This is a genomic window from Pseudescherichia sp. (assembly GCF_031987975.1).
Lineage (GTDB): Bacteria > Pseudomonadota > Gammaproteobacteria > Enterobacterales > Enterobacteriaceae > Pseudescherichia.
Genome location: NZ_DALZYX010000002.1, coordinates 354647 through 378381, shown reverse-complemented (window position 1 = coordinate 378381; position 23735 = coordinate 354647). Strand labels below are relative to the sequence as shown.

General features: G+C 57.7%; 23 protein-coding genes. 15 read left to right on the top strand and 8 right to left on the bottom strand.

Going from position 1 to position 23735, the window contains the following annotated elements; genetic code table 11:
- Positions 1 to 380 precede the first annotated feature (380 nt).
- The 3 genes from brnQ to malZ all read left to right on the top strand — a co-directional run bounded on the left by brnQ (position 381) and on the right by malZ (position 5004).
- A complete protein-coding gene (gene brnQ, locus RTN40_RS05175; RefSeq protein WP_312227520.1) occupies positions 381 to 1700 on the top strand; it encodes a branched-chain amino acid transporter carrier protein BrnQ in 1320 nt (439 codons plus the stop codon).
- A 72-nt stretch (positions 1701 to 1772) separates the two neighbouring features.
- Entirely contained in the window at positions 1773 to 3131 is a 1359-nt protein-coding gene (gene proY / locus RTN40_RS05170; RefSeq protein ID WP_312227519.1) for a proline-specific permease ProY, read from the top strand.
- Between the two features lie 55 nt (positions 3132 to 3186).
- The gene (gene malZ / locus RTN40_RS05165) at positions 3187 to 5004 is read left to right on the top strand and encodes a maltodextrin glucosidase (RefSeq protein ID WP_312227518.1); all 1818 of its coding nucleotides are present in this window, start codon (positions 3187 to 3189) and stop codon (positions 5002 to 5004) included.
- A 42-nt stretch (positions 5005 to 5046) separates the two neighbouring features.
- Here the strand turns inward: malZ and RTN40_RS05160 are convergent, their stop codons facing one another.
- Positions 5047 to 5649, bottom strand: coding sequence for a peroxiredoxin C (locus RTN40_RS05160; RefSeq protein WP_312227517.1), 603 nt, complete (start codon positions 5647 to 5649; stop codon positions 5047 to 5049).
- Between the two features lie 76 nt (positions 5650 to 5725).
- Entirely contained in the window at positions 5726 to 6307 is a 582-nt protein-coding gene (gene acpH / locus RTN40_RS05155) for an ACP phosphodiesterase (RefSeq protein ID WP_312227516.1), read from the bottom strand.
- 93 nt (positions 6308 to 6400) lie between these two features.
- On the opposite strand from acpH, the gene queA reads away from it, so the two are divergent.
- Genes queA through secF form a run of 5 tightly spaced genes read left to right on the top strand, consistent with a single transcriptional unit; the run spans position 6401 to position 11864 of the window.
- Positions 6401 to 7471, top strand: coding sequence for a tRNA preQ1(34) S-adenosylmethionine ribosyltransferase-isomerase QueA (gene queA, locus RTN40_RS05150; RefSeq protein WP_312227515.1), 1071 nt, complete (start codon positions 6401 to 6403; stop codon positions 7469 to 7471).
- A gap of 53 nt (positions 7472 to 7524) precedes the next feature.
- Positions 7525 to 8652 carry a tRNA guanosine(34) transglycosylase Tgt gene (gene tgt / locus RTN40_RS05145; RefSeq protein ID WP_312211140.1) on the top strand — a complete coding sequence of 376 codons (1128 nt, stop codon included), beginning with the start codon at positions 7525 to 7527 and terminating at the stop codon, positions 8650 to 8652.
- A gap of 22 nt (positions 8653 to 8674) precedes the next feature.
- Positions 8675 to 9007 (top strand): preprotein translocase subunit YajC, encoded by a 333-nt coding sequence (gene yajC, locus RTN40_RS05140; protein ID WP_012904809.1) that lies wholly within the window; start codon positions 8675 to 8677, stop codon positions 9005 to 9007.
- Between the two features lie 27 nt (positions 9008 to 9034).
- Positions 9035 to 10882: a protein translocase subunit SecD gene (gene secD, locus RTN40_RS05135; RefSeq protein ID WP_312227514.1), complete on the top strand. Its 1848-nt coding sequence runs from the start codon at positions 9035 to 9037 to the stop codon at positions 10880 to 10882.
- 10 nt (positions 10883 to 10892) lie between these two features.
- The gene (secF, locus tag RTN40_RS05130) at positions 10893 to 11864 is read left to right on the top strand and encodes a protein translocase subunit SecF (protein ID WP_312227513.1); all 972 of its coding nucleotides are present in this window, start codon (positions 10893 to 10895) and stop codon (positions 11862 to 11864) included.
- A gap of 72 nt (positions 11865 to 11936) precedes the next feature.
- Here secF and RTN40_RS05125 read toward each other — a convergent pair whose 3' ends face one another.
- Together RTN40_RS05125 and RTN40_RS05120 are read right to left on the bottom strand one after the other, a co-directional pair.
- A complete protein-coding gene (locus RTN40_RS05125) occupies positions 11937 to 12821 on the bottom strand; it encodes a nucleoside-specific channel-forming protein Tsx (protein ID WP_312227512.1) in 885 nt (294 codons plus the stop codon).
- Positions 12822 to 13130: 309 nt separating this feature from the next.
- The gene (locus tag RTN40_RS05120) at positions 13131 to 13673 is read right to left on the bottom strand and encodes a DUF3251 domain-containing protein (protein ID WP_312227511.1); all 543 of its coding nucleotides are present in this window, start codon (positions 13671 to 13673) and stop codon (positions 13131 to 13133) included.
- 154 nt (positions 13674 to 13827) lie between these two features.
- Here RTN40_RS05120 and nrdR point away from each other — a divergent pair, with 154 nt between their 5' ends.
- The 6 genes from nrdR to pgpA all read left to right on the top strand — a co-directional run bounded on the left by nrdR (position 13828) and on the right by pgpA (position 17942).
- A complete protein-coding gene (gene nrdR, locus RTN40_RS05115) occupies positions 13828 to 14277 on the top strand; it encodes a transcriptional regulator NrdR (RefSeq protein WP_042391575.1) in 450 nt (149 codons plus the stop codon).
- 4 nt (positions 14278 to 14281) lie between these two features.
- Entirely contained in the window at positions 14282 to 15397 is a 1116-nt protein-coding gene (gene ribD, locus RTN40_RS05110; protein WP_312227510.1) for a bifunctional diaminohydroxyphosphoribosylaminopyrimidine deaminase/5-amino-6-(5-phosphoribosylamino)uracil reductase RibD, read from the top strand.
- Between the two features lie 88 nt (positions 15398 to 15485).
- Positions 15486 to 15956: a 6,7-dimethyl-8-ribityllumazine synthase gene (ribE, locus tag RTN40_RS05105; protein WP_042391577.1), complete on the top strand. Its 471-nt coding sequence runs from the start codon at positions 15486 to 15488 to the stop codon at positions 15954 to 15956.
- Between the two features lie 19 nt (positions 15957 to 15975).
- Complete coding sequence (gene nusB / locus RTN40_RS05100) at positions 15976 to 16395, top strand: transcription antitermination factor NusB (protein WP_042391578.1); 420 nt, start codon at positions 15976 to 15978, stop codon at positions 16393 to 16395.
- 76 nt (positions 16396 to 16471) lie between these two features.
- On the top strand, positions 16472 to 17449 hold the full coding sequence (gene thiL / locus RTN40_RS05095) for a thiamine-phosphate kinase (protein ID WP_312227509.1): 978 nt from the start codon (positions 16472 to 16474) through the stop codon (positions 17447 to 17449).
- On the top strand, positions 17427 to 17942 hold the full coding sequence (gene pgpA / locus RTN40_RS05090) for a phosphatidylglycerophosphatase A (protein ID WP_312227508.1): 516 nt from the start codon (positions 17427 to 17429) through the stop codon (positions 17940 to 17942). The genes thiL and pgpA overlap by 23 nt, the downstream gene beginning before the upstream one ends.
- A gap of 40 nt (positions 17943 to 17982) precedes the next feature.
- Here the strand turns inward: pgpA and RTN40_RS05085 are convergent, their stop codons facing one another.
- The 4 genes from RTN40_RS05085 to xseB all read right to left on the bottom strand — a co-directional run bounded on the left by RTN40_RS05085 (position 17983) and on the right by xseB (position 22042).
- Positions 17983 to 18957, bottom strand: coding sequence for an aldo/keto reductase (locus RTN40_RS05085; protein ID WP_312227507.1), 975 nt, complete (start codon positions 18955 to 18957; stop codon positions 17983 to 17985).
- Positions 18958 to 19018: 61 nt separating this feature from the next.
- Positions 19019 to 20881: a 1-deoxy-D-xylulose-5-phosphate synthase gene (dxs, locus tag RTN40_RS05080; RefSeq protein WP_312227506.1), complete on the bottom strand. Its 1863-nt coding sequence runs from the start codon at positions 20879 to 20881 to the stop codon at positions 19019 to 19021.
- A gap of 17 nt (positions 20882 to 20898) precedes the next feature.
- Positions 20899 to 21798 (bottom strand): (2E,6E)-farnesyl diphosphate synthase, encoded by a 900-nt coding sequence (gene ispA / locus RTN40_RS05075; RefSeq protein WP_312227505.1) that lies wholly within the window; start codon positions 21796 to 21798, stop codon positions 20899 to 20901.
- Position 21799: 1 nt separating this feature from the next.
- Positions 21800 to 22042: an exodeoxyribonuclease VII small subunit gene (gene xseB / locus RTN40_RS05070; protein WP_042391585.1), complete on the bottom strand. Its 243-nt coding sequence runs from the start codon at positions 22040 to 22042 to the stop codon at positions 21800 to 21802.
- 204 nt (positions 22043 to 22246) lie between these two features.
- On the opposite strand from xseB, the gene thiI reads away from it, so the two are divergent.
- Complete coding sequence (gene thiI / locus RTN40_RS05065) at positions 22247 to 23695, top strand: tRNA uracil 4-sulfurtransferase ThiI (protein WP_312227504.1); 1449 nt, start codon at positions 22247 to 22249, stop codon at positions 23693 to 23695.
- The last annotated feature ends 40 nt before the right edge of the window (positions 23696 to 23735 follow it).

Here is a 23735-nt window from a genome sequence, read left to right as displayed (position 1 = left end):
CAGGCCGCAAAAAGCGGCCTGTTAGCTTTGCACCATTCAGCACAGCACCTGCTTTTCTGCGGTTGCTGCTTTTTTGTTCGCATGATTAGCCATGTGTTTTTCTTATAATTGGCGTTTTATGCTGCTTATTTACGCCGGTCTACTATAACCATCTGGTTTTGCGATCCCATCTTGCCTTTAAACGTTATAAGCGTTTAAATTGCGCCCCTGTCGATGACAGACAGGCTGGATTTGCGTGGTAAATCGAAAAACTATTCTTCGCCACGCCCGGTGGGAAGCATATCCCGCTGGAATCTAATGATATTACCGCTGTATTGTCCCGTAGGGACTGGCGAAAAAGTCAACACGTTCAACACCACATCCACAGGCAGTTAATACATATGACCCATCGTTTAAAACCACGAGATATCGTTGCTCTGGGCTTTATGACATTCGCGCTGTTCGTCGGCGCGGGTAACATCATTTTTCCGCCAATGGTCGGTTTGCAGGCGGGTGAACACGTCTGGACGGCGGCCTTTGGTTTTCTGATCACTGCCGTGGGTCTGCCGGTACTAACGGTTATCGCCCTGGCGAAAGTGGGTGGTGGTGTGGATAGCCTCAGCACCCCGATTGGCAAAGTGGCTGGCGTGCTGCTGGCGACCGTTTGCTATCTGGCCGTAGGCCCGCTGTTCGCGACTCCGCGTACCGCTACCGTCTCGTTCGAAGTGGGGATTGCCCCGCTGACCGGCGACGGCGCGATGCCGCTGTTTATCTACAGCCTGGTCTACTTTGCGATTGTTATTCTGGTCTCGCTCTATCCGGGCAAGCTGCTGGATACGGTAGGTAACTTCCTTGCACCGATGAAGATCGTCGCGCTGGTGGTGCTCTCGGTTGCCGCTATTGTCTGGCCGGCTGGCCCGATCAGCCATGCGATGGAGGCCTACGAGCACGCCTCGTTCTCCAACGGCTTCGTGAACGGCTACCTGACCATGGATACGCTGGGTGCGATGGTGTTCGGTATCGTGATCGTCAACGCGGCACGCTCTCGCGGCGTGAGCGATGCGCGTCTGCTGACCCGTTATACCGTGCTGGCTGGCGTGATGGCGGGCGTAGGCCTGACGCTGCTCTACCTGGCGCTGTTCCGCCTCGGCTCCGACAGCGCTTCGCTGGTCGATCAGTCGGCAAACGGCGCGGCTATCCTGCACGCCTACGTTCAGCACACCTTCGGCGGCGCGGGCAGCATGATGCTGGCGGTACTGATCTTCCTGGCGTGCCTGGTCACCGCTGTCGGCCTGACCTGCGCCTGTGCAGAGTTCTTTGCCCAGTACGTGCCGCTCTCTTACCGCACGCTGGTGTTTATCCTCGGTGGCTTCTCGATGGTGGTTTCTAACCTCGGCCTGAGCCATCTTATTCAGCTCTCTATCCCGGTGCTGACGGCGATCTATCCGCCCTGTATCGCACTGGTTGTATTAAGCTTTACCCGCAACTGGTGGCATAATTCCTCCCGCGTAATTGCGCCTGCCATGTTTATTAGCCTGGTCTTCGGCGTAATGGACGGCATTAAAGCGTCGGCGTTTGGTGGTATCTTACCGGCCTGGACGACACGTCTGCCGCTGGCGGAGCAGGGTCTGGCATGGTTGATGCCGACCGTAGTGATGGCGGTGCTGGCAATCTGCTGGGATCGCGTGGCGGGACGTCAGGTGACATCCAGCGCACATTAATTTACGGTTGCGTCTTTAACCACGGGGCTTACAATCCCGTGGTTTTTTTATTTTTAAACGGCAGTGGAAACGATGGAAAGTACGAACAAGCTAAAGCGGGGATTAAGCACCCGGCACATCCGCTTTATGGCGCTAGGCTCGGCGATTGGTACCGGGCTGTTTTATGGATCGGCTGACGCCATCAAGATGGCGGGTCCCAGCGTGCTGCTGGCCTATATTATTGGCGGCGCGGCGGCATATATTATTATGCGCGCCCTCGGTGAGATGTCGGTGCATAACCCGTCCGCCAGTTCGTTTTCGCGCTACGCCCAGGAGAACCTCGGGCCGCTGGCGGGCTATATCACCGGCTGGACCTACTGCTTTGAGATTCTGATCGTCGCCATCGCCGATGTCACCGCCTTCGGTATCTACATGAGCGTCTGGTTCCCGACGGTGCCGCACTGGATCTGGGTCCTGAGCGTGGTGATGATCATCTGCGCCGTCAACCTGATGAGCGTTCGGGTCTTCGGCGAGCTGGAGTTCTGGTTCTCGTTTTTCAAAGTGGCTACCATCATCATCATGATTGCCGCTGGTTTCGGTATCATTATCTGGGGCATCGGCAACGGCGGGCAGCCCACCGGCATCCACAACCTGTGGAGCAACGGCGGCTTCTTCAGCAACGGCTGGCTCGGCACGGTGATGGCCCTGCAGATGGTGATGTTTGCCTATGGCGGCATTGAGATCATCGGCATCACCGCCGGTGAAGCCAAAGATCCAGAGAAGTCGATTCCGCGCGCCATCAACTCCGTTCCGCTGCGTATCCTGGTGTTCTACGTTGGCACCCTGTTTGTCATTATGTCGATCTACCCGTGGAATCAGGTCGGTACCCAGGGCAGCCCGTTCGTGCTGACCTTCCAGCATCTGGGGATCACCTTTGCCGCCAGCATCCTGAACTTTGTGGTGCTGACCGCCTCGCTCTCAGCGATCAACAGCGACGTGTTTGGCGTCGGGCGTATGCTGCACGGCATGGCGGAGCAGGGCAGCGCCCCGAAGATGTTCGCCAAAACCTCCCGCCGGGGCATTCCCTGGGTAACGGTGCTGGTGATGACCGTGGCGCTGCTGTTTGCCGCCTGGCTGAACTACATCATGCCGGAGAATATCTTCCTGGTGATCGCCTCGCTGGCAACCTTCGCCACGGTCTGGGTATGGATTATGATCCTGCTGTCGCAGATCGCTTTCCGTCGCCGTCTGTCGCCGGAAGAGGTCAAGGCGCTGAAATTCAAAGTGCCAGGCGGGGTCGCGACGACCATTGTCGGCGTGCTGTTCCTGGCCTTTATCATCGCCCTGATCGGCTACCACCCGGAGACCCGCATCTCGCTCTACGTGGGCTTTGCATGGATTGCTCTGCTGCTGGTGGGCTGGATGTTTAAACGTCGAAAAGCAGTGGCGTAAACCACCGCACATCGCATACTGTTCTCTGGCAGGATCAACCTAAAGGAGAGCAGTTATGCTGAATGCCTGGCATCTTCCGGTCGCGCCGTTTGTAAAACAGAACAAAGACAAGCTGCAGGTTGTTCTGTGGCTGACCGGAGACGCGCTGCCGCTGCGGGTGACCCTGCGGGCGGAAAATGACAATGAAGAGACCTCGATCCGCATGCATCCGCTGCGAAGTGCGCCCAAGCCTGGCGTTACGGCCTGGCGGGCAGAGATCGACTTAGCCAGCGGCCAACCGCGCCGCCGCTATAGCTTCAAGCTGCTGTGGGACGACCGCCAGATCTGGTTTACCCCGCAAGGCTTCAGCCGCTTTCCGCCTGCCCGGCTGGAGCAGTTTGCCATCGACGCGCCGGATAGCGGGCCGCAGTGGGTAGCCGATCAGGTCTTCTACCAGATTTTTACCGACCGCTTTGCCCGTAGCCTGCCGCGGGAGTCCAGTCAGGACAATCTCTATTATCACCACGCCGCCGGGCAAAACATTGAGCTGCGCGACTGGGACGAGCCAGTTACCGCCCACGGCGGCGGCTCCACCTTCTACGGCGGCGATCTCGACGGTATCAGCGAAAAGCTGCCGTATCTTAAAAAGCTTGGCGTCACGGCGCTCTACCTGAACCCGGTCTTTACCGCACCCAGCGTGCATAAATACGACACCGAAGACTATCGCCACGTTGACCCCCAGTTCGGTGGCGATGGTGCGCTGCTGCGCCTGCGGGAGAATACCCGTCGGGAAGGGTTCCGCCTGCTGCTGGACGGCGTCTTCAACCACAGCGGCGACTCCCACGCCTGGTTTGATCGCCACAATCGCGGCACCACCGGGGCGTGCCATAACCCCACGTCGCCCTGGCGGTCGTGGTACAGCTTCTCCGCCGACGGGCGGGCGCTGGACTGGCTGGGCTACCCGAGCCTGCCGAAGCTGGACTATCAGGATCCCTCTCTGGTGGAAGAGATCTACCGGGGTGAGGACAGCATCGTGCGCCACTGGTTGAAAGCGCCGTGGAGCATGGATGGCTGGCGGCTCGACGTAGTGCATATGCTGGGGGAGGCAGGCGGGGCGCGCAATAACCTCCTGCACGTCACCGGCATCAGCCAGGCGGCGAAAGAGACCAATCCAGAGGCTTACATCGTCGGAGAGCACTTTGGTGACGCCCGTCAGTGGCTACAGGCCGACGCTGAAGACGCCGCCATGAACTACCGCGGCTTTACCGTGCCGCTGTGGGGCTTTCTGGCCAATACCGACATCTCCTACGATCCGCAGCAGCTCGATGCCCAGACCTGTGCGGCGTGGATGAATAACTACCGCGCCGGTTTGTCGCACCAGCAGCAGCTACGCATGTTTAACCAGCTCGATAGCCATGACACCGCCCGGTTTATTTCTCTGCTGGGTAAACAGATGGATCGCATGCCGCTGGGCGTGGTCTGGCTCTTTACCTGGCCGGGCGTACCCTGCATCTACTACGGCGATGAGGTCGGACTGGACGGCAACAACGATCCTTTCTGCCGTAAGCCCTTTCCGTGGGATAAAAAACGGCAGGATCTTACCCTGCTGGCGCTCTATCAGCGCATGGCAAAACTCAGGCATAAAACCAAAGCGCTGCGCTACGGCGGTTGCCAGGTGATCCACGCTGAAGGGGACGTTTTTATCTTTATGCGGGTTTATCAGCAGCAGCGTCTGCTGGTGGCGATCAACCGGGGAGCGGCAATTGATGTCACGCTCTCCGCCTCACCGCTAATGGATGTGAAGCAGTGGCAGATCAAAGAGGGTAAGGGAGAGATTGTTGCGGATACCCTGCACCTGCCGGCGGTTTCCGCTTCGGTCTGGTTGGGGAATTAAGCTGTTCTGTAGGCCGGGCAGGCAGCTGCCCGGCGTTAAAAACTACAGGTTTGTCAGGTGTTCGCTGAGGAACTTCGCCACGCCATCCGGAGAGGCGTTCATTCCCTCTTTACCTTTTTCCCACTGGGCCGGGCACACTTCGCCATGCTCTTCGTGGAACTGTAATGCATCCACCATACGCAGCATTTCGTCGACGTTACGCCCCAAAGGCAGATCGTTCACTACCTGATGGCGCACGATGCCTGATTTATCAATCAGGAAAGATCCGCGCAGGGCCACGCCTTCGTCCGGATGCTCAACGCCCCAGGCTTTCTGCACTTCGCGTTTGATATCCGCCACCATCGCATACTTCACCGGCCCAATGCCGCCTTTCTCCACCGGGGTGTTACGCCAGGCGTTATGGACAAACTCAGAGTCAAACGAGACGCCGACCACTTCGACGCCGCGCTGCTGGAACTCTTCGTAGCGTTTATCGAAGGCGATCAGCTCAGACGGGCAGACGAAGGTGAAGTCCATCGGCCAGAAGAAGAGAACCGTAGTTTTGCCTGCGGTGTGCTGTTTGAAGTTAAATTTCTCAACGATCTCACCGCTGCCTAATACCGCCGCGGCAGTAAAGTCCGGAGCCGGACGCGTGACCAGAACCATATTAAATCTCCTTTTAATAATGAGGTTATTTAGCGCAACGCGGCCAGTATAGGAGGGCGAAAAGAGAACGCAATGCTTAAAGCTGCTTATTTTGCGCCTGATCCATCATGCGCGGATAGAACTGCCAGAACTGCTGCTCCAGCGCCGGGTAGTGGGCGTCCAAATCGTGCCAGGAGTCGCGCAGGGCGTCGAGGCGGGGACGGCGGTTAGCCATGCCGTTCAGCACCTGCTGAATAAATGCCATCTCGCGGTAGCGCTCCAGCCAGTTTTCCGACCACAGGTAGCTATTAAGATTGACGAACTGCGGCGGCGATACCGGCAGAATGGTGGCCACCTGAGCGCGGGCGTAACGGACAAACTCCGTCAGCGGCCGATCGGGAGAGATCTGCGCCCAGTGGCGGGAGAGAAAGTGATCCCACATCACGTCCAGCGTAATAGGCGCGACGCGCCGCGTCTCCGGGCGGAACCAGGCCTTGGCTTCACGCACCTCCGGCAGGGCGTCGGTCAGGGCATCAACGCGCCGGTGCATACGAATACCCTCTACCACCTCGTCAGGGTAGGTGCCGTCCGGGTTGCCGCGCACGAAATCGGCGAGCAGGTTGCCTGAAAGCGAGCTGTTCGCTAAATGGGCCAGATGTAAATGAGCAAGAAAATTCATCGTCTATTCTTTATCCACAGGCGGGTAACGGTTGCAGGGAGCACGCCCCGGCACTAGACTACCCGCCTCTTAATTATGTCTTGAGTTAGCGTCATGCGTGTTGCCGATTTTTCCTTTGAACTACCTGAATCCCTGATTGCCCACTATCCGCAGCCTGAGCGTAGCAGCTGTCGTTTGCTGTCGCTTGACGGGCCGACGGGGGCATTGACGCATGGTACTTTCACCGATCTGCTCGATAAGCTCAACCCGGGCGATCTGCTGGTGTTTAACAATACCCGCGTCATCCCGGCACGCCTGTTTGGCCGTAAAGCCAGCGGCGGCAAGATTGAAGTGCTGGTCGAACGTATGCTCGATGATAAACGTATTCTGGCACATATTCGCGCCTCTAAAGCGCCAAAACCGGGTGCCGAGCTGCTGCTGGGAGACGATGAGAGCATCCATGCCACCATGGTAGCGCGTCACGATGCGCTGTTTGAGGTGGAGTTTAACGACGCGCGTCCGGTGCTGGATATTCTCAACGCTATCGGCCATATGCCGCTGCCGCCCTATATTGACCGTCCGGACGAGGACGCCGACCGCGAGCTGTACCAGACCGTCTACAGTGAAAAGCCAGGCGCGGTTGCTGCCCCGACGGCGGGCCTGCACTTTGACGAGCCGCTGCTGGCCGCGCTGCGTGAGAAGGGCATTGAGCAAGCTTTTGTGACCCTGCACGTGGGGGCAGGTACCTTCCAGCCGGTGCGCGTCGACAGCATTAAAGATCACATCATGCACTCTGAGTATGCCGAAGTGCCGCAGGAGGTGGTCGATGCGGTGCTGGCAGCGAAAGCGCGCGGTAACCGGGTGATCGCAGTAGGTACCACCTCCGTACGCTCGCTGGAGAGCGCGGCCCAGGCGGCGAAAAGCGATCTTATCGAACCCTTCTTTGGCGATACGCAGATCTTTATCTATCCAGGCTATCAGTACAAGGTGATTGACGCGCTGGTGACGAACTTCCATCTGCCGGAATCAACGCTAATTATGCTGGTGTCGGCGTTTGCCGGTTATCAGCACACCATGAACGCCTATCACGCTGCCGTGGAAGAGAAATATCGCTTTTTTAGCTACGGGGATGCGATGTTTATCACGTACAATCCTTCCGCTATTGATGAGCGTGTCGGGGAATAAGTCCGCGACACCGGTTTAAACGTCAGACTGTTTTTCTGATGCTGGAGAGTTAAGTGAAATTTGAACTTGATACCACCGACGGTCGCGCGCGTCGCGGCCGCCTGGTGTTCGATCGTGGCGTCGTTGAGACGCCTGCTTTTATGCCTGTGGGAACCTACGGCACGGTAAAAGGGATGACCCCGGAAGAAGTTGAAGCCACCGGCGCGCAGATCATCCTCGGTAACACCTTCCACCTCTGGCTGCGTCCTGGCCAGGAGATCATGAAGCTGCACGGCGATCTGCACGACTTTATGCAGTGGAAAGGGCCGATCCTGACCGATTCCGGCGGCTTCCAGGTCTTTAGCCTCGGCGACATCCGTAAAATCACCGAAGCGGGGGTGCACTTCCGCAACCCGATCAACGGCGATCCGATCTTCCTCGATCCGGAAAAATCGATGGAGATCCAGTACGATCTCGGATCCGACATCGTAATGATCTTCGACGAGTGCACGCCGTACCCTGCCGACTGGGACTACGCCAAGCGCTCAATGGAGATGTCCCTGCGCTGGGCACAGCGCAGCCGCGATCGCTTTGACTCGCTGGAGAACAAAAACGCCCTGTTCGGTATCATTCAGGGCAGCGTTTACGAAGATTTACGCGATATCTCAGTCAAGGGTCTGGTAGAGATTGGCTTTGATGGCTACGCTGTCGGCGGTTTGGCTGTCGGTGAGCCAAAGGAAGATATGCACCGTATTCTGGAGCATGTCTGCCCGCAGATCCCGGCGGATAAACCACGTTACCTGATGGGCGTAGGGAAACCGGAGGATCTGGTCGAGGGCGTGCGTCGCGGCATCGACATGTTCGACTGCGTCATGCCAACGCGTAACGCGCGTAACGGACATCTGTTCGTGACTGATGGCGTAGTGAAAATCCGCAACGCGAAGCACAAAAGCGACACATCGCCGCTGGATCCGGAGTGTGATTGCTATACGTGTCGCAATTATTCACGTGCTTACTTGCATCATCTTGACCGTTGCAACGAAATATTGGGCGCGCGCCTCAATACCATTCATAACCTGCGTCACTACCAGCGCTTAATGGCTGGTTTACGTAAGGCTATCGAAGAGGGTAAATTAGAGAGCTTCGTGACCGATTTCTACCAACGTCAGGGTCGTCCAGTTCCACCTTTGAACGTTGATTAATTTTAATAATGAGGGAATTTAAATGAGCTTTTTTATTTCTGATGCTGTAGCGGCAACAGGTGCACCGGCGCAGGGTAGCCCGATGTCTCTGATCCTGATGCTGGTGGTGTTCGGTCTGATCTTCTACTTCATGATCCTGCGTCCGCAGCAGAAACGCACCAAAGAGCACAAAAAGCTGATGGACTCCATCGCTAAAGGTGATGAAGTGCTGACTAACGGTGGTCTGGTTGGCCGCGTAACTAAAGTAGCGGAAACTGGCTACATTGCTATCGCGCTGAACGACACCACTGAAGTGGTTATCAAACGTGACTTCGTAGCTGCCGTTCTGCCGAAAGGCACCATGAAGGCGCTGTAATCTACTGTTTTCCCAAAGGGAACTGCCGTGTTAAACCGTTATCCTTTGTGGAAGTACATTATGCTGGTCGTCGTCATTGTCGTCGGCCTGCTTTACGCACTTCCCAACCTCTATGGTGAGGATCCGGCTGTTCAAATCACTGGCGCGCGCGGCGTCGCCGCCAGTGAGCAAACGCTGATCCAGGTCCAGAACACTTTACAAGAACAAAAAATCACCGCTAAGTCTGTGGCACTGGAAGAGGGCGCGATTCTTGCCCGCTTTGACTCCACCGATACGCAGCTGCGCGCCCGTGAGGCGATGATGAGCGTATTGGGCGATAAGTACGTTGTCGCGCTGAACCTTGCGCCGGCCACTCCGCGCTGGCTCTCCATGCTGAAAGCGGAGCCGATGAAGCTCGGCCTCGACCTGCGTGGTGGCGTGCACTTCCTGATGGAAGTGGATATGGACACCGCGCTGGGCAAGCTCCAGGAGCAGAACATGGACAGCCTGCGCAGCGATCTGCGCGAGAAGGGCATTGCCTACACCAACGTGCGTAAAGAAGATAACTACGGCATGAGTATCGTGTTCCGCGACAGCGCGGCACGTGACGACGCCATCTCTTATCTGACCCCGCGCCACCGCGATCTGGTTATCAACACCCAGGGCGGCAACGCGCTGCGTGCGGTGATGACCGACGCGCGTCTGAGCGAAGCCCGCGAGTATGCGGTACAGCAGAACATCAACATTCTGCGTAACCGTGTTAACCAGCTGGGCGTGGCTGAGCCGCTGGTGCAGCGCCAGGGTGCTGACCGTATCGTCGTCGAGCTGCCGGGTATTCAGGACACCGCGCGTGCGAAAGAGATCCTGGGCGCGACCGCCACGCTGGAGTTCCGTCTGGTCAACACCAACGTTGACAGCTCCGCTGCTGCCTCAGGCCGCGTGCCGGGCGACTCGGAAGTGAAGCAGATGCGCGAAGGGCAGCCGGTTGTGCTGTACAAACGCGTTATTCTGACCGGGGATCACATCACCGACTCCACCTCCAACCAGGATGAGTACAACCAGCCGCAGGTTAACATCTCCCTCGACAGCGCCGGCGGTAACATCATGTCTAACTTCACCAAGGACAACATCGGCAAGCCGATGGCGACCCTGTTCGTGGAGTACAAGGACAGCGGTAAGAAAGATGCTAGCGGCCGCGCCGTGCTGGTGAAACAGGAAGAGGTGATCAACATCGCCAATATCCAGTCTCGCCTCGGCAATAGCTTCCGCATCACCGGCATCAACAATCCGAACGAAGCACGTCAGCTCTCGCTGCTGCTGCGTGCGGGCGCGCTGATTGCCCCAATCCAGATCGTTGAAGAGCGTACCATCGGCCCAACCCTTGGGATGCAGAACATTCAGCAGGGTCTGGAAGCCTGTCTGGCGGGTCTCGCTGCCTCCATCATCTTCATGGTCTTCTTCTATAAGAAGTTCGGCCTGATCGCGACCTCTGCACTTATCGCTAACCTGGTGCTGATCGTCGGCGTGATGTCTCTGCTGCCAGGGGCAACCCTGACCATGCCGGGTATCGCGGGGATCGTCTTAACCCTTGCGGTCGCGGTGGATGCGAACGTACTGATTAACGAACGTATCAAAGAAGAGTTGAGCAACGGCCGTTCGGTACAGCAGGCGATTGACGAAGGTTACAAAGGCGCGTTTAGCTCCATCTTTGATGCCAACGTCACGACGCTTATCAAGGTCATCATCCTGTATGCCGTAGGCACCGGGGCAATTAAAGGCTTTGCGATTACTACCGGTATCGGTGTGGCGACGTCAATGTTTACCGCTATCGTCGGTACACGTGCCATCGTAAACCTGTTGTACGGCGGCAAACGCATCAACAAGCTGTCTATCTGAGGAGTGCGTTGTGGCACAGGAATATACTGTTGAACAATTGAACCACGGGCGTAAAGTCTATGACTTTATGCGCTGGGATTACTGGGCTTTCGGCATCTCCGGTTTTCTGCTGATCCTGTCGATTATCATCATCGGCGTGCGCGGCTTTAACTGGGGTCTCGACTTCACCGGCGGTACGGTCATTGAAATCTCGCTGGAAAAACCGGCCGACATGGACATGATGCGTGATGCGCTGCAGAAAGCCGGTTTTGAGGATCCGCTCCTGCAGAACTTCGGCAGCAGCCGTGACATCATGGTGCGCATGCCGCCTGCCGAAGGGGCGACCGGCGGTCAGGCGTTGGGCAGCAAGGTGGTGAGCGTTATCAACGAGGCCACCAGCCAGAACGCGGCGGTAAAACGCATCGAGTTCGTGGGGCCAAGCGTTGGTGCCGATCTGGCACAGAATGGCGCGATGGCACTGCTGGTGGCGCTGATCTCTATCCTCGTCTACGTTGGCTTCCGCTTCGAGTGGCGTCTGGCGGCGGGGGTAGTTATCGCCCTGGCGCACGACGTGATCATTACCATGGGCGTGCTGTCGCTGTTCCATATCGAGATCGATCTGACTATCGTGGCATCGCTGATGTCCGTTATCGGTTACTCGCTGAACGACAGCATCGTGGTTTCCGACCGTATTCGTGAGAACTTCCGCAAAATCCGTCGCGGGACGCCTTACGAAATCTTTAACGTGTCGCTGACCCAGACGCTGCACCGTACCTTGATCACCTCAGGCACCACCTTAGTGGTGATCCTGATGCTCTACCTCTTCGGTGGCGCAATGTTGCAGGGCTTCTCGCTGACCATGCTGATCGGTGTATCCATCGGTACGGCCTCGTCAATCTACGTAGCCTCGGCGCTGGCGCTGAAGCTCGGGATGAAGCGTGAGCATCTGCTGCAGCAGAAGGTAGAGAAAGAGGGGGCGGACCAGCCGTCCATTCTGCCGTAATTAAGCTTCTGCCAATAAAAAAGCCAGCGATAAGCTGGCTTTTTTTATGTCTGATGCCGGGCATCAGCAGGCTTAGAAGTTGTAACCTGCCACCAGGTAACCACCCCAGCCGGTAGAGCGGACGTTGAAGTTGCCGCTGCCGAAGTTCAGGCTGGCATCGTCGTTCCACTGGCCGCCGTTGTGCCAGTAACGCGCTACCACAGAGTAGTGCCAGTGATCGTAGTTCAGGGCCAGAATGTGGCTGGAGGCGATGGAGTCGTTGGTACGCGCCTGCATGCCGTTCTGATCGCGGAAATCTTTGTCGCCCAGCTCGGAGCCCCAGTCAAAGTTGGTGAAGCCGATATAGCTCAGCTGGCCGCCCCACAGCTGGGTGATCGGCACAAAGTATTTCACCTTGAAGCGGTAGCCATCCCACTCGTTCTCGTTTGCCGCTTCGTAGTTCTGCCACTGGTATTTGGCATAAACGTTCAGAGAGAGGCTCATCGGCAGGCCGGTATCGATATCCGTACCCAGACCCATGTACCAGGTGCTCTGACGGCCCGCTTTGTTGCGGCCCATGTCATAGATGTAGTTGTTCGCGAAGTACCACTCTTTAAACGGACCAAACGCCAGGCTGGTATCGGTCAGCTTGTCGATAGAGAAGCGCGGTTCAATCTCCATAAACAGCGGGGAGCCGTGGTTCCAGATACCCTGCGCGGTGCTGTTACCACCGAAGAATACTGGTGCATCCATGTAGCCATAGAAGTCAAACCAGTCCTTTTTGGCGAACGCTTCGTACTCCAGGTAGGTATCGTTACGAATGGTCGGTCCGAAACGGGTGTGGTAGCTGCCTACCACGTTAACGCTCTGATGCCACCAGTCGGAGACGAACTCGCTGTTGCTGGTTTCGGCCGCATTAACGGCGAAAGTGGAGGAGAGCGCGAGTGCCGCACCGGCGACGAATAATGTTTTTTTCATATTTATGCCACTGATTGAAGTCCCTGACGGGATCGAAAGAACGCTGTTGATGCTTTTCAAAATGTTTCGTGTTTCTGCGGGCCTATTATAAGTTTCCCTGCTCACAAAAATATGTCTTGTTTCACATATCTATCACGTACGTAATCGATTGCGTTCACGTTTGCATAGATAAAACGGGGCGATTGTACTGGCATTCCGATTTGTTGCCAATATTTGAGGTAGGGAAGAGGCGCTAAAAAGAGGTGATAACAGCAAAGTAAAAAGCGAAGGGCGACGCTGCGCCCTTACAGAAAGTAACCGAGTGTGACGCTATTGCATATTGGCAGGCTGAATATCGTGAATGCGGATAAAGCCAAGCTGCTCCGGGGTAATACCGTTGAGCTGTAGCGGGACGCTGACGTCGCTGGGTGCAAGCGTGCTGGCGGGGGCGCTAATGAGCTGATTCTGCACGTTAACTTCCTGATAATTCTCCGTCGTGCCCTGAATCTGACCCCATTCAACCGTGCCGCTAAAGGCTGGTAGCGGCGTATTCGACTCACCCTGAATAAGCAGCGTCAGGCGCGTTCCGCCTGCGTTCGGCGCAATATCCTTCAGTGACATGCGCAGCATACCGAGCTGGCTGTTCAGTCGCGCCGGGGTATTGGCTCCCGGTAACAGGTAGACGCCGCTCTCAGACTTCGCGTTCAGGCTGTTCTGCTGAGTGATTTTCACCGTCTCCTGGTTGAGCTTAGTCATCTCTTTGTTAAGCGTGCTCACGCTCTGGTGCAGCTGGCGCACCTCACTCTGCTGGGCGCAGGCGCTAAGGGTAAACAGGCTCCCCAGCAGGGCGAGTTTCAGATAACGTCTTGTCATGATAACGGTTTCCTTAAACGTTTTATTGCCTGTAAGGGTAGATCGTTCGGACACGCTTGCCATCGATCCTTTATCCCAAAAGTGCTGATGCCTTTGTTGTCGCGGCATATCAGGTTAAAATAGATTTCAGTTAATTTTATCTTCAGGACGCCGTATGCATTGCCCATTCTGTTTCGCCGTGGATACCAAAGTAATTGACTCTCGCCTGGTGGGCGAAGGCTCCTCCGTGCGCCGCCGCCGCCAGTGCCTGGTATGCAACGAGCGCTTTACAACCTTCGAGGTGGCCGAGCTGGTGATGCCGCGCGTCGTGAAGAGCAACGAAGTTCGCGAGCCGTTTAACGAAGACAAATTACGCAGCGGCATGCTGAAGGCGCTGGAGAAACGCCCGGTCAGCGCCGATGACGTCGAGATGGCCCTCAATCACATTAAATCCCAGCTGCGGGCCACCGGTGAACGCGAGGTTCCCAGCAAAATGATCGGCAACCTGGTGATGGAGCAGCTTAAAAAGCTCGATAAAGTGGCCTATATCCGCTTTGCCTCCGTCTACCGCAGCTTTGAAGATATCCGCGAATTTGGCGAAGAGATCGCCCGCTTACAGGACTAGGCCGATGCTGGAAAATAAGCAGGACGAGATCTACATGGCCCGGGCACTGAAGCTGGCGCAGCGCGGGCGTTACACCACCCATCCTAATCCAAATGTCGGCTGCGTCATTGTGAAAAATGGCGAAATCGTCGGGGAGGGGTTTCACTTTCGTGCCGGCGAACCCCATGCGGAGGTGCACGCTCTGCGCATGGCGGGTGAGCGCGCCCGAGGGGCAACCGCCTATGTCACGCTGGAGCCGTGCAGTCACCACGGCCGCACGCCGCCCTGCTGCGAAGCGTTGATTAATGCCGGCGTTGCCCGCGTGGTCGCGGCGATGCAGGATCCCAACCCGCAGGTGGCAGGACGGGGGCTGTACCGTCTCTCTCAGGAGGGGATCGAGGTCAGCCACGGCCTGATGATGAGCGAAGCGGAGCGGCTTAACCGCGGCTTTCTCAAGCGCATGCGCACCGGCTTCCCCTGGATCCAGCTCAAGCTTGGTGCGTCGCTGGACGGGCGTACGGCGATGGCGAACGGCGAAAGCCAGTGGATCACTTCGCCCGCGGCGCGCCGGGACGTTCAGCGCCTGCGCGCCCAGAGCCACGCGATATTAACCAGCAGCGCCACGGTGCTGGCGGACGATCCGGCCCTGACCGTACGCTGGGACGAGCTGGGTGCCGATACTCAGGCGCGCTATTCCGAGGCCGATCTACGCCAGCCGGTGCGTATCGTCGTCGACAGCCAGAATCGCGTGTCGCCGGCGCAGCGCCTTGTTCAGCAGCCGGGTGAAACCTGGTTTGCCCGTACCCGCGCCGACGATCGTCAGTGGCCGGACGGGGTGCGCCAGATTTTGGTTCCCGAGCATAATGGCCATCTCGATCTGGTCTCGCTGATGATGCTGCTGGGACGCGAGCAGATCAACAGCATCTGGGTAGAGGCGGGCGCGCAGATGGCTGGCGCGCTACTGCAGGCCGGGCTGGTGGACGAGCTGATCGTCTATCTGGCGCCGAAGCTGTTAGGCAGCGAGGCGCGTGGCCTCTGCGTGCTGCCGGGGCTTGAGAGCCTGGCGGCCGCGCCGCAGCTAAAATTCACTGAAATACGTCAGGTAGGCCCGGATTTATGCCTGCATCTGACCCCCGCGTAGTGCGCTCGTAAAAGGGAAGCAGTGCGTAAAATAGTATGATAAAATCCGCCCCCCTGCGGGGGCTATATGAGAACCCTAAGGTAAGTTTATGAACATTATTGAAGCTACTGTTGCTGCCCCGGACGCTCGCGTCGCCATCACCATTGCGCGTTTCAACAACTTCATCAACGACAGCCTGCTGGAAGGTGCTATCGACGCCCTGAAGCGTATCGGCCAGGTTAAAGATGAAAACATCACCGTTGTTTGGGTTCCAGGTGCTTATGAGCTGCCTCTGGCGGCGGGCGCGCTGGCAAAAGCCGGTAAATACGATGCGATTATTGCGCTCGGCACGGTGATCCGTGGCGGTACGGCACACTTCGAATACGTGGCGGGCGGCGCAAGCAACGGCCTGGCGCACGTTGCCCAGGAGAGCGCCATTCCGGTAGCCTTTGGTGTGCTCACCACTGAAAGTATTGAACAAGCCATCGAACGCGCTGGCACGAAAGCGGGTAACAAGGGTGCTGAAGCAGCACTGACCGCGCTTGAAATGATTAATGTATTGAAAGCCATCCAAGGCTGATTTTTGTAAGGGGAATTCCGTGAAACCTGCTGCTCGTCGCCGCGCCCGTGAGTGTGCCGTCCAGGCGCTTTACTCCTGGCAGTTGTCCCAGAACGACATCGCCGATGTTGAATACCAGTTCCTGGCGGAACAGGATGTCAAAGACGTTGACATCGCGTACTTCCGCGAGCTGCTGTCCGGGGTGGCGACTAACAGCGCATATCTCGACGGCCTGATGAAGCCCTATCTGTCCCGCCTGCTTGAAGAGCTGGGCCAGGTTGAGAAAGCGGTACTGCGTATCGCGCTGTTTGAACTCTCCAAACGTGATGACGTGCCGTATAAGGTTGCCATCAACGAAGCCATTGAACTGGCGAAGACGTTTGGCGCAGAGGACAGCCACAAGTTTGTGAATGGCGTGCTGGATAAAGCCGCACCCGCGATCCGCCCCCACAAAAAGTAATCTCAAGGCCGGTACGGCGGAGCGCAGTTGCCGCTTCGCCCCGGCCTTACTCATTTATTCTGCTGAGGCATAACGTATGGCATGCGGCGAATTTTCCCTTATTGCCCGTTACTTTAACCGTGTCAGACGCGCGCGCCTGGATGTTGAAACCGGCATCGGCGATGACTGCGCGCTGCTGAACGTTCCGGAAAAACAGACCCTGGCAATCAGTACCGATACGCTGGTATCGGGCATTCACTTTCTCCCGGATATCGATCCTGCTGACCTGGCCTACAAAGCGCTGGCGGTTAACTTAAGCGATCTGGCTGCGATGGGCGCTGACCCGGCGTGGCTGACCCTTGCGCTGACCCTGCCGGAGGTCGATGAACCCTGGCTGAAAGCGTTTAGCGATAGCCTGTTCGAGCAGCTTAGCTACTACGATATGCAGCTCATCGGCGGGGATACCACCCGTGGGCCGCTCTCCATGACGCTGGGTATTCACGGCTATGTTCCCGTGAGCCGGGCGCTGAAACGCTCAGGCGCGAAGCCCGGAGACTGGATCTACGTTACCGGCACGCCGGGGGACAGCGCCGCCGGGCTGGCGATCCTCCAGGATCGTTTGCAGGTAGACGATCCTAAAGACGCCGACTGGCTGGTTAAACGCCACCTGCGTCCAACGCCGCGTATTTTGCACGGTCAGGCGCTGCGCGATCTGGCTAATTCCGCTATCGATCTCTCCGACGGGCTGATCTCCGACCTTGGGCATATTTTGCAGGCCAGCGAGTGCGGCGCGATTATCGATGTTGATACGCTGCCGTATTCGGATGCCCTGCGTCGCCACGTGGATCCAGACCAGGCTCTACGCTGGGCGCTGGGCGGCGGTGAGGATTACGAGCTGTGCTTCACCGTGCCCGAGCTTAATCGCGGTGCGCTGGAGGTGGCAATTGGTCAGCTAGGCATTCCCTATACCTGCATCGGGCGGATGAGCGCCGATATTGACGGTATCAGCTTTACCCGCGAAGGCAGGGCCGTGACGTTTGACTGGAAAGGATATGACCATTTTGCCGCGCACTAAAGATATCGCTAAAAGCCGCCTGAACTTGCGTAATCCGTGGCACCTGCTGGCCACCGGTTTTGGCAGCGGCCTGAGTCCGGTGGTGCCAGGCACCATGGGCTCGCTGGCGGCGATCCCGTTCTGGTATCTGATGACCTTCCTGCCGTGGCAGCTCTACTCCATGGTGGTGATGCTCTCTATCTGTATTGGCGTCTACCTGTGTCATCAGACGGCAAAAGATATGGGCGTGCACGACCATGGCAGCATTGTCTGGGATGAGTTCATCGGAATGTGGATCACCCTGATGGCGCTGCCCACTAACGACTGGCAGTGGGTAGCCGCTGGCTTTGTGCTGTTCCGCATCTTTGATATGTGGAAGCCCTGGCCGATCCGCTGGTTTGACCGCAACGTGCACGGTGGGATGGGTATCATCGTCGATGATATCGTTGCCGGGATTGTGGCGGCAGGGATCCTCTACGTTCTTGGCCATCACTGGCCCATTGGTATTATTTAATCAGTTTTTATCCGGCCCATAGCGGGCCGGATGCCTACCTCTATTTAAATCCCACTACCGGATGCTGTTTATACGGTGTTTCCAGCTCGGCAATCTGCTCCGGCGTCAGGGTTAACTCTACTGCCTGAATCAGGTCTTCAAGCTGCTCTTCGCGCGAGGCACCGATAATCGGGGCGGCCACGCCGGGCTTGCTCAGCAGCCAGGCAATCGCCACCTGCGCCCGGGTCGCGCCGGTCTCTTCCGCTATGGCCGCCAGCCGCTCGGCAATCTGCGCGTCTCCGGCATCGCTCTCGTTGTAGAGGGTTTTACCGAACTCATCCGACACCGAGCGGGCGGTGGTTTCCCCCCACGGGCGGGTCAGGCGGCCACGCGCCAGCGGACTCCACGGGATCACCGCTACGCCTTCTCGATAGCAGAGCGGCAGCATCTCGCGCTCCTCTTCACGGTAGATAAGGTTGTAGTGGTTCTGCATGGTCACAAAGCGCGCCCAGCCGTTTTGATCCTGAAGCGCCAGCGCCTGGGCAAACTGCGAGGCGTGCATGGACGATGCGCCGATGTAGCGCGCCTTACCGGCCTTTACGACCTCGTCCAGCGCCGCCAGCGTCTCTTCGATAGGGGTGTTATAGTCCCAGCGGTGGATCTGCAGCAGGTCAACGTACTCCATGCCAAGGCGGCGCAGACTGTCATCAATGGAACGCAGGATCTGCGCCCGGGAAAGCCCTTCCGGCAGATCGCCCACCTGATGATAAACCTTGGTCGCTACTACCACCTCTTCGCGACGGGCGAAATCCTTCAGCGCCCGGCCAACGATCTCTTCGCTGCTGCCGTCAGAGTAGCTGTTTGCGGTGTCAAAAAAGTTAATGCCGCCTTCAAGGGCGTGCTTGATAATGAGGCGGCTGCTCTCTTCCGGCAGGGTCCAGGCGTGATTGCCACGATCCGGTTCGCCAAAGGTCATACAGCCAAGACAAAGACGGGAAACCTTAAGATCCGTTGTTCCTAACGTGTTGTATTGCATGGTTCCACTCCTGCATAAGGGTACAAGTACCCTTAAGCATAGCAGGAGCGGAACCGGAGGCTCAGGCCAGCCAGGTCTGAATTTTTGCGGTGATACCGGCGGCATCGAGGCCCAGCTCGATCCGCGCCTCCTCCTGAGTACCCTGCGGAATAAAGTAGTCCGGCAGGCCGAGGTTGAGAACCGGAGCCGGTTTACGGTTAGCCATCAGCACCTCATTTACGCCGCTGCCCGCACCGCCGATAATGGCGTTCTCTTCCAGGGTCACCAGCGACCCGTGGGTTGCCGCCAGCTCGAGGATCAGCGCCTCGTCGAGGGGCTTCACAAAACGCATATCTACCAGCGTGGCGTTCAGCGTCTCGGCGGCTTTTTCCGCCTCCGGCAGCAGAGTACCAAAGTTGAGAATGGCTACCTCTTTACCCTGACGTTTCACCACCCCTTTACCAATAGGCAGCTCGGCCAGCGGCTCAAGCGTCACGCCTACGGCGTTGCCGCGCGGGTAGCGGACGGCGCTCGGGCCTGCGCTGTAGTGGTAGCCGGTGTAGAGCATCTGGCGACACTCATTCTCGTCGCTCGGGGTCATGATCACCATCTCCGGCACGCAGCGCAGGAACGAGATATCAAATGCCCCCTGGTGCGTCTGCCCGTCCGCGCCGACAATTCCTGCCCGGTCGATAGCAAACAGTACCGGCAGCTTTTGGATCGCCACGTCGTGGATCACCTGATCGTAAGCACGTTGCAGGAAGGTGGAATAGATCGCCACCACCGGCTTGTAGCCGCCGATCGCCAGCCCGGCAGCAAAGGTCACCGCGTGCTGCTCGGCAATCGCCACGTCAAAGTACTGCTGCGGATATTTGCGTGAAAACTCCACCATGCCGGAACCTTCGCGCATGGCGGGCGTCACGGCCATCAGCCTGTTGTCTTTCGCCGCCGTTTCGCACAGCCAGTCACCGAAGATTTTTGAGTAGGAGGGCATGCCGCCGCTGCTTTTTGGCAGCGTTCCCTTGGCCGGATCGAATTTCGGTACGGCGTGGAAGGTGATCGGATCCTTTTCGGCTGGCTCGTAGCCGCGCCCTTTTTTGGTCATGATGTGCAGGAACTGCGGGCCTTTCAGGTCGCGCATGTTCTTCAGCGTCGTAACCAGGCCCAGCACATCATGGCCATCAACCGGCCCAATATAGTTGAAGCCCAGCTCTTCAAACAGCGTGCCGGGTACGACCATGCCCTTGATATGCTCTTCGGTGCGTTTCAGCAGCTCTTTGATCGGCGGCACATTGGAGAAGACCCGCTTCCCGCCCTCGCGCAGGGTCGAGTAGAGCTTGCCCGAGAGCAGCTGCGCCAGGTGGTTATTCAGCGCGCCGACGTTCTCGGAGATCGACATCTCGTTGTCGTTGAGGATCACCAGCATATCCGGCTTGATATCCCCGGCGTGGTTCATTGCCTCGAAGGCCATACCGGCGGTGATCGCGCCGTCGCCTATCACGCAGACGGTGCGGCGCTGTTTGCCCTCTTTCTCTGCCGCCACCGCAATGCCGATCCCGGCGCTGATAGAGGTAGAGGAGTGGCCCACGCTCAGCACGTCATATTCGCTCTCGCCGCGCCACGGGAAGGGATGCAGGCCGCCTTTCTGGCGGATGGTATCGATGCGATCCCGGCGGCCGGTCAGGATTTTGTGTGGGTAAGCCTGATGGCCGACGTCCCAGATAAGCTGATCGAACGGCGTATTGTAGACATAGTGCAGCGCCACGGTCAGCTCAACCGTGCCAAGCCCGGAGGCGAAGTGGCCGCTGGAGCGGCTCACGCTGTCGAGAAGATAGCGGCGCAGCTCGTCGCAAAGCTTCGGCAGGCTCTCTTTGGGCAGCAGGCGCAGATCCTGGGTGGCGTTAACCAGCGCCAGGGTCGGGTATTTGGCAGTATCAAAACTCATCAGAGACTCATTGTTGTTTATTTATCACGCTGAATTATAAAATCGGCCAGCGCTTCCAGGGTCGAGGTGTCCAGAGAGTAGGCGGCCAGCTGCGCTAACGCGCTGCGGGCGTCGTCAATCAGGTCTCGGGCTTTCGTCCGGGCTTGCTCAAGGCCCAGCAGTGCAGGATAGGTGCTTTTACCCAGTTGCTGATCGGCCCCCTGACGTTTGCCGAGAGTTGCAGTATCGCCCACCACATCCAGAATGTCATCCTGTACCTGGAATGCCAGGCCGATAGACTCGGCGTAGCGATCGAGGATGGGCAGCACCTCACGTCCTCTCTCGCCAGCACTCAATGCGCCCATGCGCACCGCCGCGCGGATCAGCGCCCCGGTTTTGTGACGGTGTATGCGTTCCAGCTCGGCAAGCTGAACCTGTTTACCTTCGGCCTCCAGATCCAGCGCCTGTCCGCCGCACATGCCTGCTACGCCGCTGGCCTGTGCCAGCTCGGCAACCATCGCCAGACGATCGCGATCGGCGACTTCCGGCATCGGCGCATCGGCGAGAATAGAGAACGCCAGCGTCTGCAAAGCATCTCCAGCCAGAATTGCACTGGCCTCACCATACTTAATATGGCAGGTGGGCTGGCCCCGGCGCAGATCGTCATTGTCCATGGCCGGTAGATCGTCATGGATTAGGGAGTAGGCGTGAATGCACTCCACGGCGGCGGCTGGAGCGTCCAGGGTTTGGGCGCTGACGCCAAACATGTTACCGGTCGCATAGACCAGAAATGGACGCAGGCGCTTGCCGCCTAATAGTGCGCCATAGTTCATAGCCTCAACCAGAGGAGTGTTCTGAAAGGGCAGGGGGGCGATGAAACGTCGCAGCGCGACGTTGGCCTGTTCAACGCAGGTTTCTAATTGTGTTGTAAAATCCATATTACTCGGCGTCCGGGGTAAAGGGGGTGAGCGGGGCCTCTTCCTGCTCTGAGAGCAGGATCTGCACGCGCTGCTCCGCCTGCTGCAACTTAGTTTGTCCCTGACGCGCCAGCTGCACGCCGCGTTCAAATTCGCTCAGCGCCTCTTCAAGGGGCAGATCGCCACTTTCAAGACGGGTCACTATCTGTTCCAGCTCGGTAAGTGCCGTTTCAAAGCTGGCCGGTGCGTCGTTTTTCTTTGCCATAAGGATGTCTGACTCTCGTTTTATTCATCTGCGCTATGGTAGCGAAGTCGTGCTGCCTGTTAAATAACGCGCAATGGTCATGCAGTGTGCAAGGTAGACCCCGATGGTGGTATACTTGCGCGCCTGGAAGCAGCCGCGGTTAGGGGCTGCTGTATTAATCCCCCACAAGTCCACTATGCGACTTGCCAAAGAACCTTTGCCGCCATGAAGTTTATCATTAAATTGTTCCCGGAAATCACCATCAAAAGCCAATCCGTGCGTTTGCGCTTTATTAAAATTTTAACCGGAAACATTCGTAACGTTCTGAAGTACCATGACGAAGAGATTAAAGTCGTTCGTCACTGGGACCACGTGGAAGTTCGTACTAAAGACGAGACCCTGCGTCCTGCTATCCGCGATGCGCTGACCCGTATTCCCGGTATCCACCACATTCTGGAGGTAGAAGATGTGCCTTATACCTCCCTGCATGACATCTTCGAGAAGGCGCTGGCACAGTATCGCGAGCAGCTGGAGGGGAAAACCTTCTGCGTGCGCGTGAAACGTCGCGGTAAACATGAGTTTAGCTCTATTGAGGTAGAACGCTACGTCGGTGGCGGCCTGAATCAGCACATTGAGAACGCCCGCGTAAAACTGACCCATCCGGATTACACGGTCCATCTGGAAATTGAAGACGATCGCCTGCTGCTGATCACGAACCGCTCGGAAGGCATCGGCGGTTTCCCTATCGGTACCCAGGAGGACGTCCTGTCGCTGATCTCCGGCGGCTTCGACTCCAGCGTCTCCAGCTATATGCTGATGCGCCGTGGCTGCCGCGTACACTACTGCTTCTTTAACCTCGGCGGCGCGGCCCATGAGATCGGCGTGCGTCAGGTAGCCCACTACCTGTGGAACCGTTTCGGCAGCTCGCACCGGGTACGCTTTGTGGCGATCAACTTTGAGCCGGTGGTTGGCGAGATCCTCGAAAAAGTAGACGACGGTCAGATGGGCGTGGTGCTGAAGCGCATGATGGTGCGTGCGGCCTCGAAAGTCGCCGAGCGCTACGGCGTGCAGGCTCTGGTAACGGGTGAAGCGCTGGGCCAGGTCTCCAGCCAGACCCTGACCAACCTGCGCTTGATCGATAACGTCTCCGATACGCTGATCCTGCGCCCGCTGATCTCCCACGATAAAGAACACATTATCGACGTGGCGCGGGCGATCGGCACGGAAGACTTCTCCCGTACTATGCCGGAATACTGCGGCGTAATCTCTAAAAGCCCGACGGTAAAAGCGGTGAAGGCGAAGATCGAAGCCGAAGAGCAAAACTTCGATTTTGCGATCCTCGATCGAGTAGTAGAAGAGGCCACCAACGTTGATATTCGTGAGATCGCCCAGCAGACCGAGCAGGAAGTGGTTGAGGTAGAGACCGTTACCGGCTTTAGCCCAAACGACGTTCTGCTGGATATCCGCTCCCCGGACGATCAGGAGAGCAACCCGCTGGTGGTCGAGGGGATCGATGTAGTCACGCTGCCGTTCTACAAGCTGAGCACTAAATTTGGCGACCTCGATCAGAGCAAAACCTGGCTGCTGTGGTGCGAGCGTGGAGTCATGAGCCGCCTGCAGGCGCTCTACCTGCATGAACAGGGCTTCACTAATGTGAAGGTCTATCGCCCGTAGTCAATGAAACGCCCGGCGGCACAAAGCTGCCGGGCGTTTT

Excerpts from the sequence above, each read along its gene's own strand:
- brnQ (WP_312227520.1), top strand. The coding sequence starts at position 381 with ATGACCCATCGTTTAAAACCACGAGATATCGTTGCTCTGGGCTTTATG.
- xseB (WP_042391585.1), bottom strand. The coding sequence starts at position 22,042 with ATGGCAAAGAAAAACGACGCACCGGCCAGCTTTGAAACGGCACTTACC.
- RTN40_RS05085 (WP_312227507.1), bottom strand. The coding sequence starts at position 18,957 with ATGCAATACAACACGTTAGGAACAACGGATCTTAAGGTTTCCCGTCTT.
- dxs (WP_312227506.1), bottom strand. The coding sequence starts at position 20,881 with ATGAGTTTTGATACTGCCAAATACCCGACCCTGGCGCTGGTTAACGCC.
- acpH (WP_312227516.1), bottom strand. The coding sequence starts at position 6,307 with ATGAATTTTCTTGCTCATTTACATCTGGCCCATTTAGCGAACAGCTCG.
- queA (WP_312227515.1), top strand. The coding sequence starts at position 6,401 with ATGCGTGTTGCCGATTTTTCCTTTGAACTACCTGAATCCCTGATTGCC.
- ribD (WP_312227510.1), top strand. The coding sequence starts at position 14,282 with ATGCTGGAAAATAAGCAGGACGAGATCTACATGGCCCGGGCACTGAAG.
- thiI (WP_312227504.1), top strand. The coding sequence starts at position 22,247 with ATGAAGTTTATCATTAAATTGTTCCCGGAAATCACCATCAAAAGCCAA.
- yajC (WP_012904809.1), top strand. The coding sequence starts at position 8,675 with ATGAGCTTTTTTATTTCTGATGCTGTAGCGGCAACAGGTGCACCGGCG.
- pgpA (WP_312227508.1), top strand. The coding sequence starts at position 17,427 with ATGACCATTTTGCCGCGCACTAAAGATATCGCTAAAAGCCGCCTGAAC.
- RTN40_RS05125 (WP_312227512.1), bottom strand. The coding sequence starts at position 12,821 with ATGAAAAAAACATTATTCGTCGCCGGTGCGGCACTCGCGCTCTCCTCC.
- ispA (WP_312227505.1), bottom strand. The coding sequence starts at position 21,798 with ATGGATTTTACAACACAATTAGAAACCTGCGTTGAACAGGCCAACGTC.
- ribE (WP_042391577.1), top strand. The coding sequence starts at position 15,486 with ATGAACATTATTGAAGCTACTGTTGCTGCCCCGGACGCTCGCGTCGCC.
- thiL (WP_312227509.1), top strand. The coding sequence starts at position 16,472 with ATGGCATGCGGCGAATTTTCCCTTATTGCCCGTTACTTTAACCGTGTC.
- malZ (WP_312227518.1), top strand. The coding sequence starts at position 3,187 with ATGCTGAATGCCTGGCATCTTCCGGTCGCGCCGTTTGTAAAACAGAAC.
- RTN40_RS05160 (WP_312227517.1), bottom strand. The coding sequence starts at position 5,649 with ATGGTTCTGGTCACGCGTCCGGCTCCGGACTTTACTGCCGCGGCGGTA.
- RTN40_RS05120 (WP_312227511.1), bottom strand. The coding sequence starts at position 13,673 with ATGACAAGACGTTATCTGAAACTCGCCCTGCTGGGGAGCCTGTTTACC.
- proY (WP_312227519.1), top strand. The coding sequence starts at position 1,773 with ATGGAAAGTACGAACAAGCTAAAGCGGGGATTAAGCACCCGGCACATC.
- nrdR (WP_042391575.1), top strand. The coding sequence starts at position 13,828 with ATGCATTGCCCATTCTGTTTCGCCGTGGATACCAAAGTAATTGACTCT.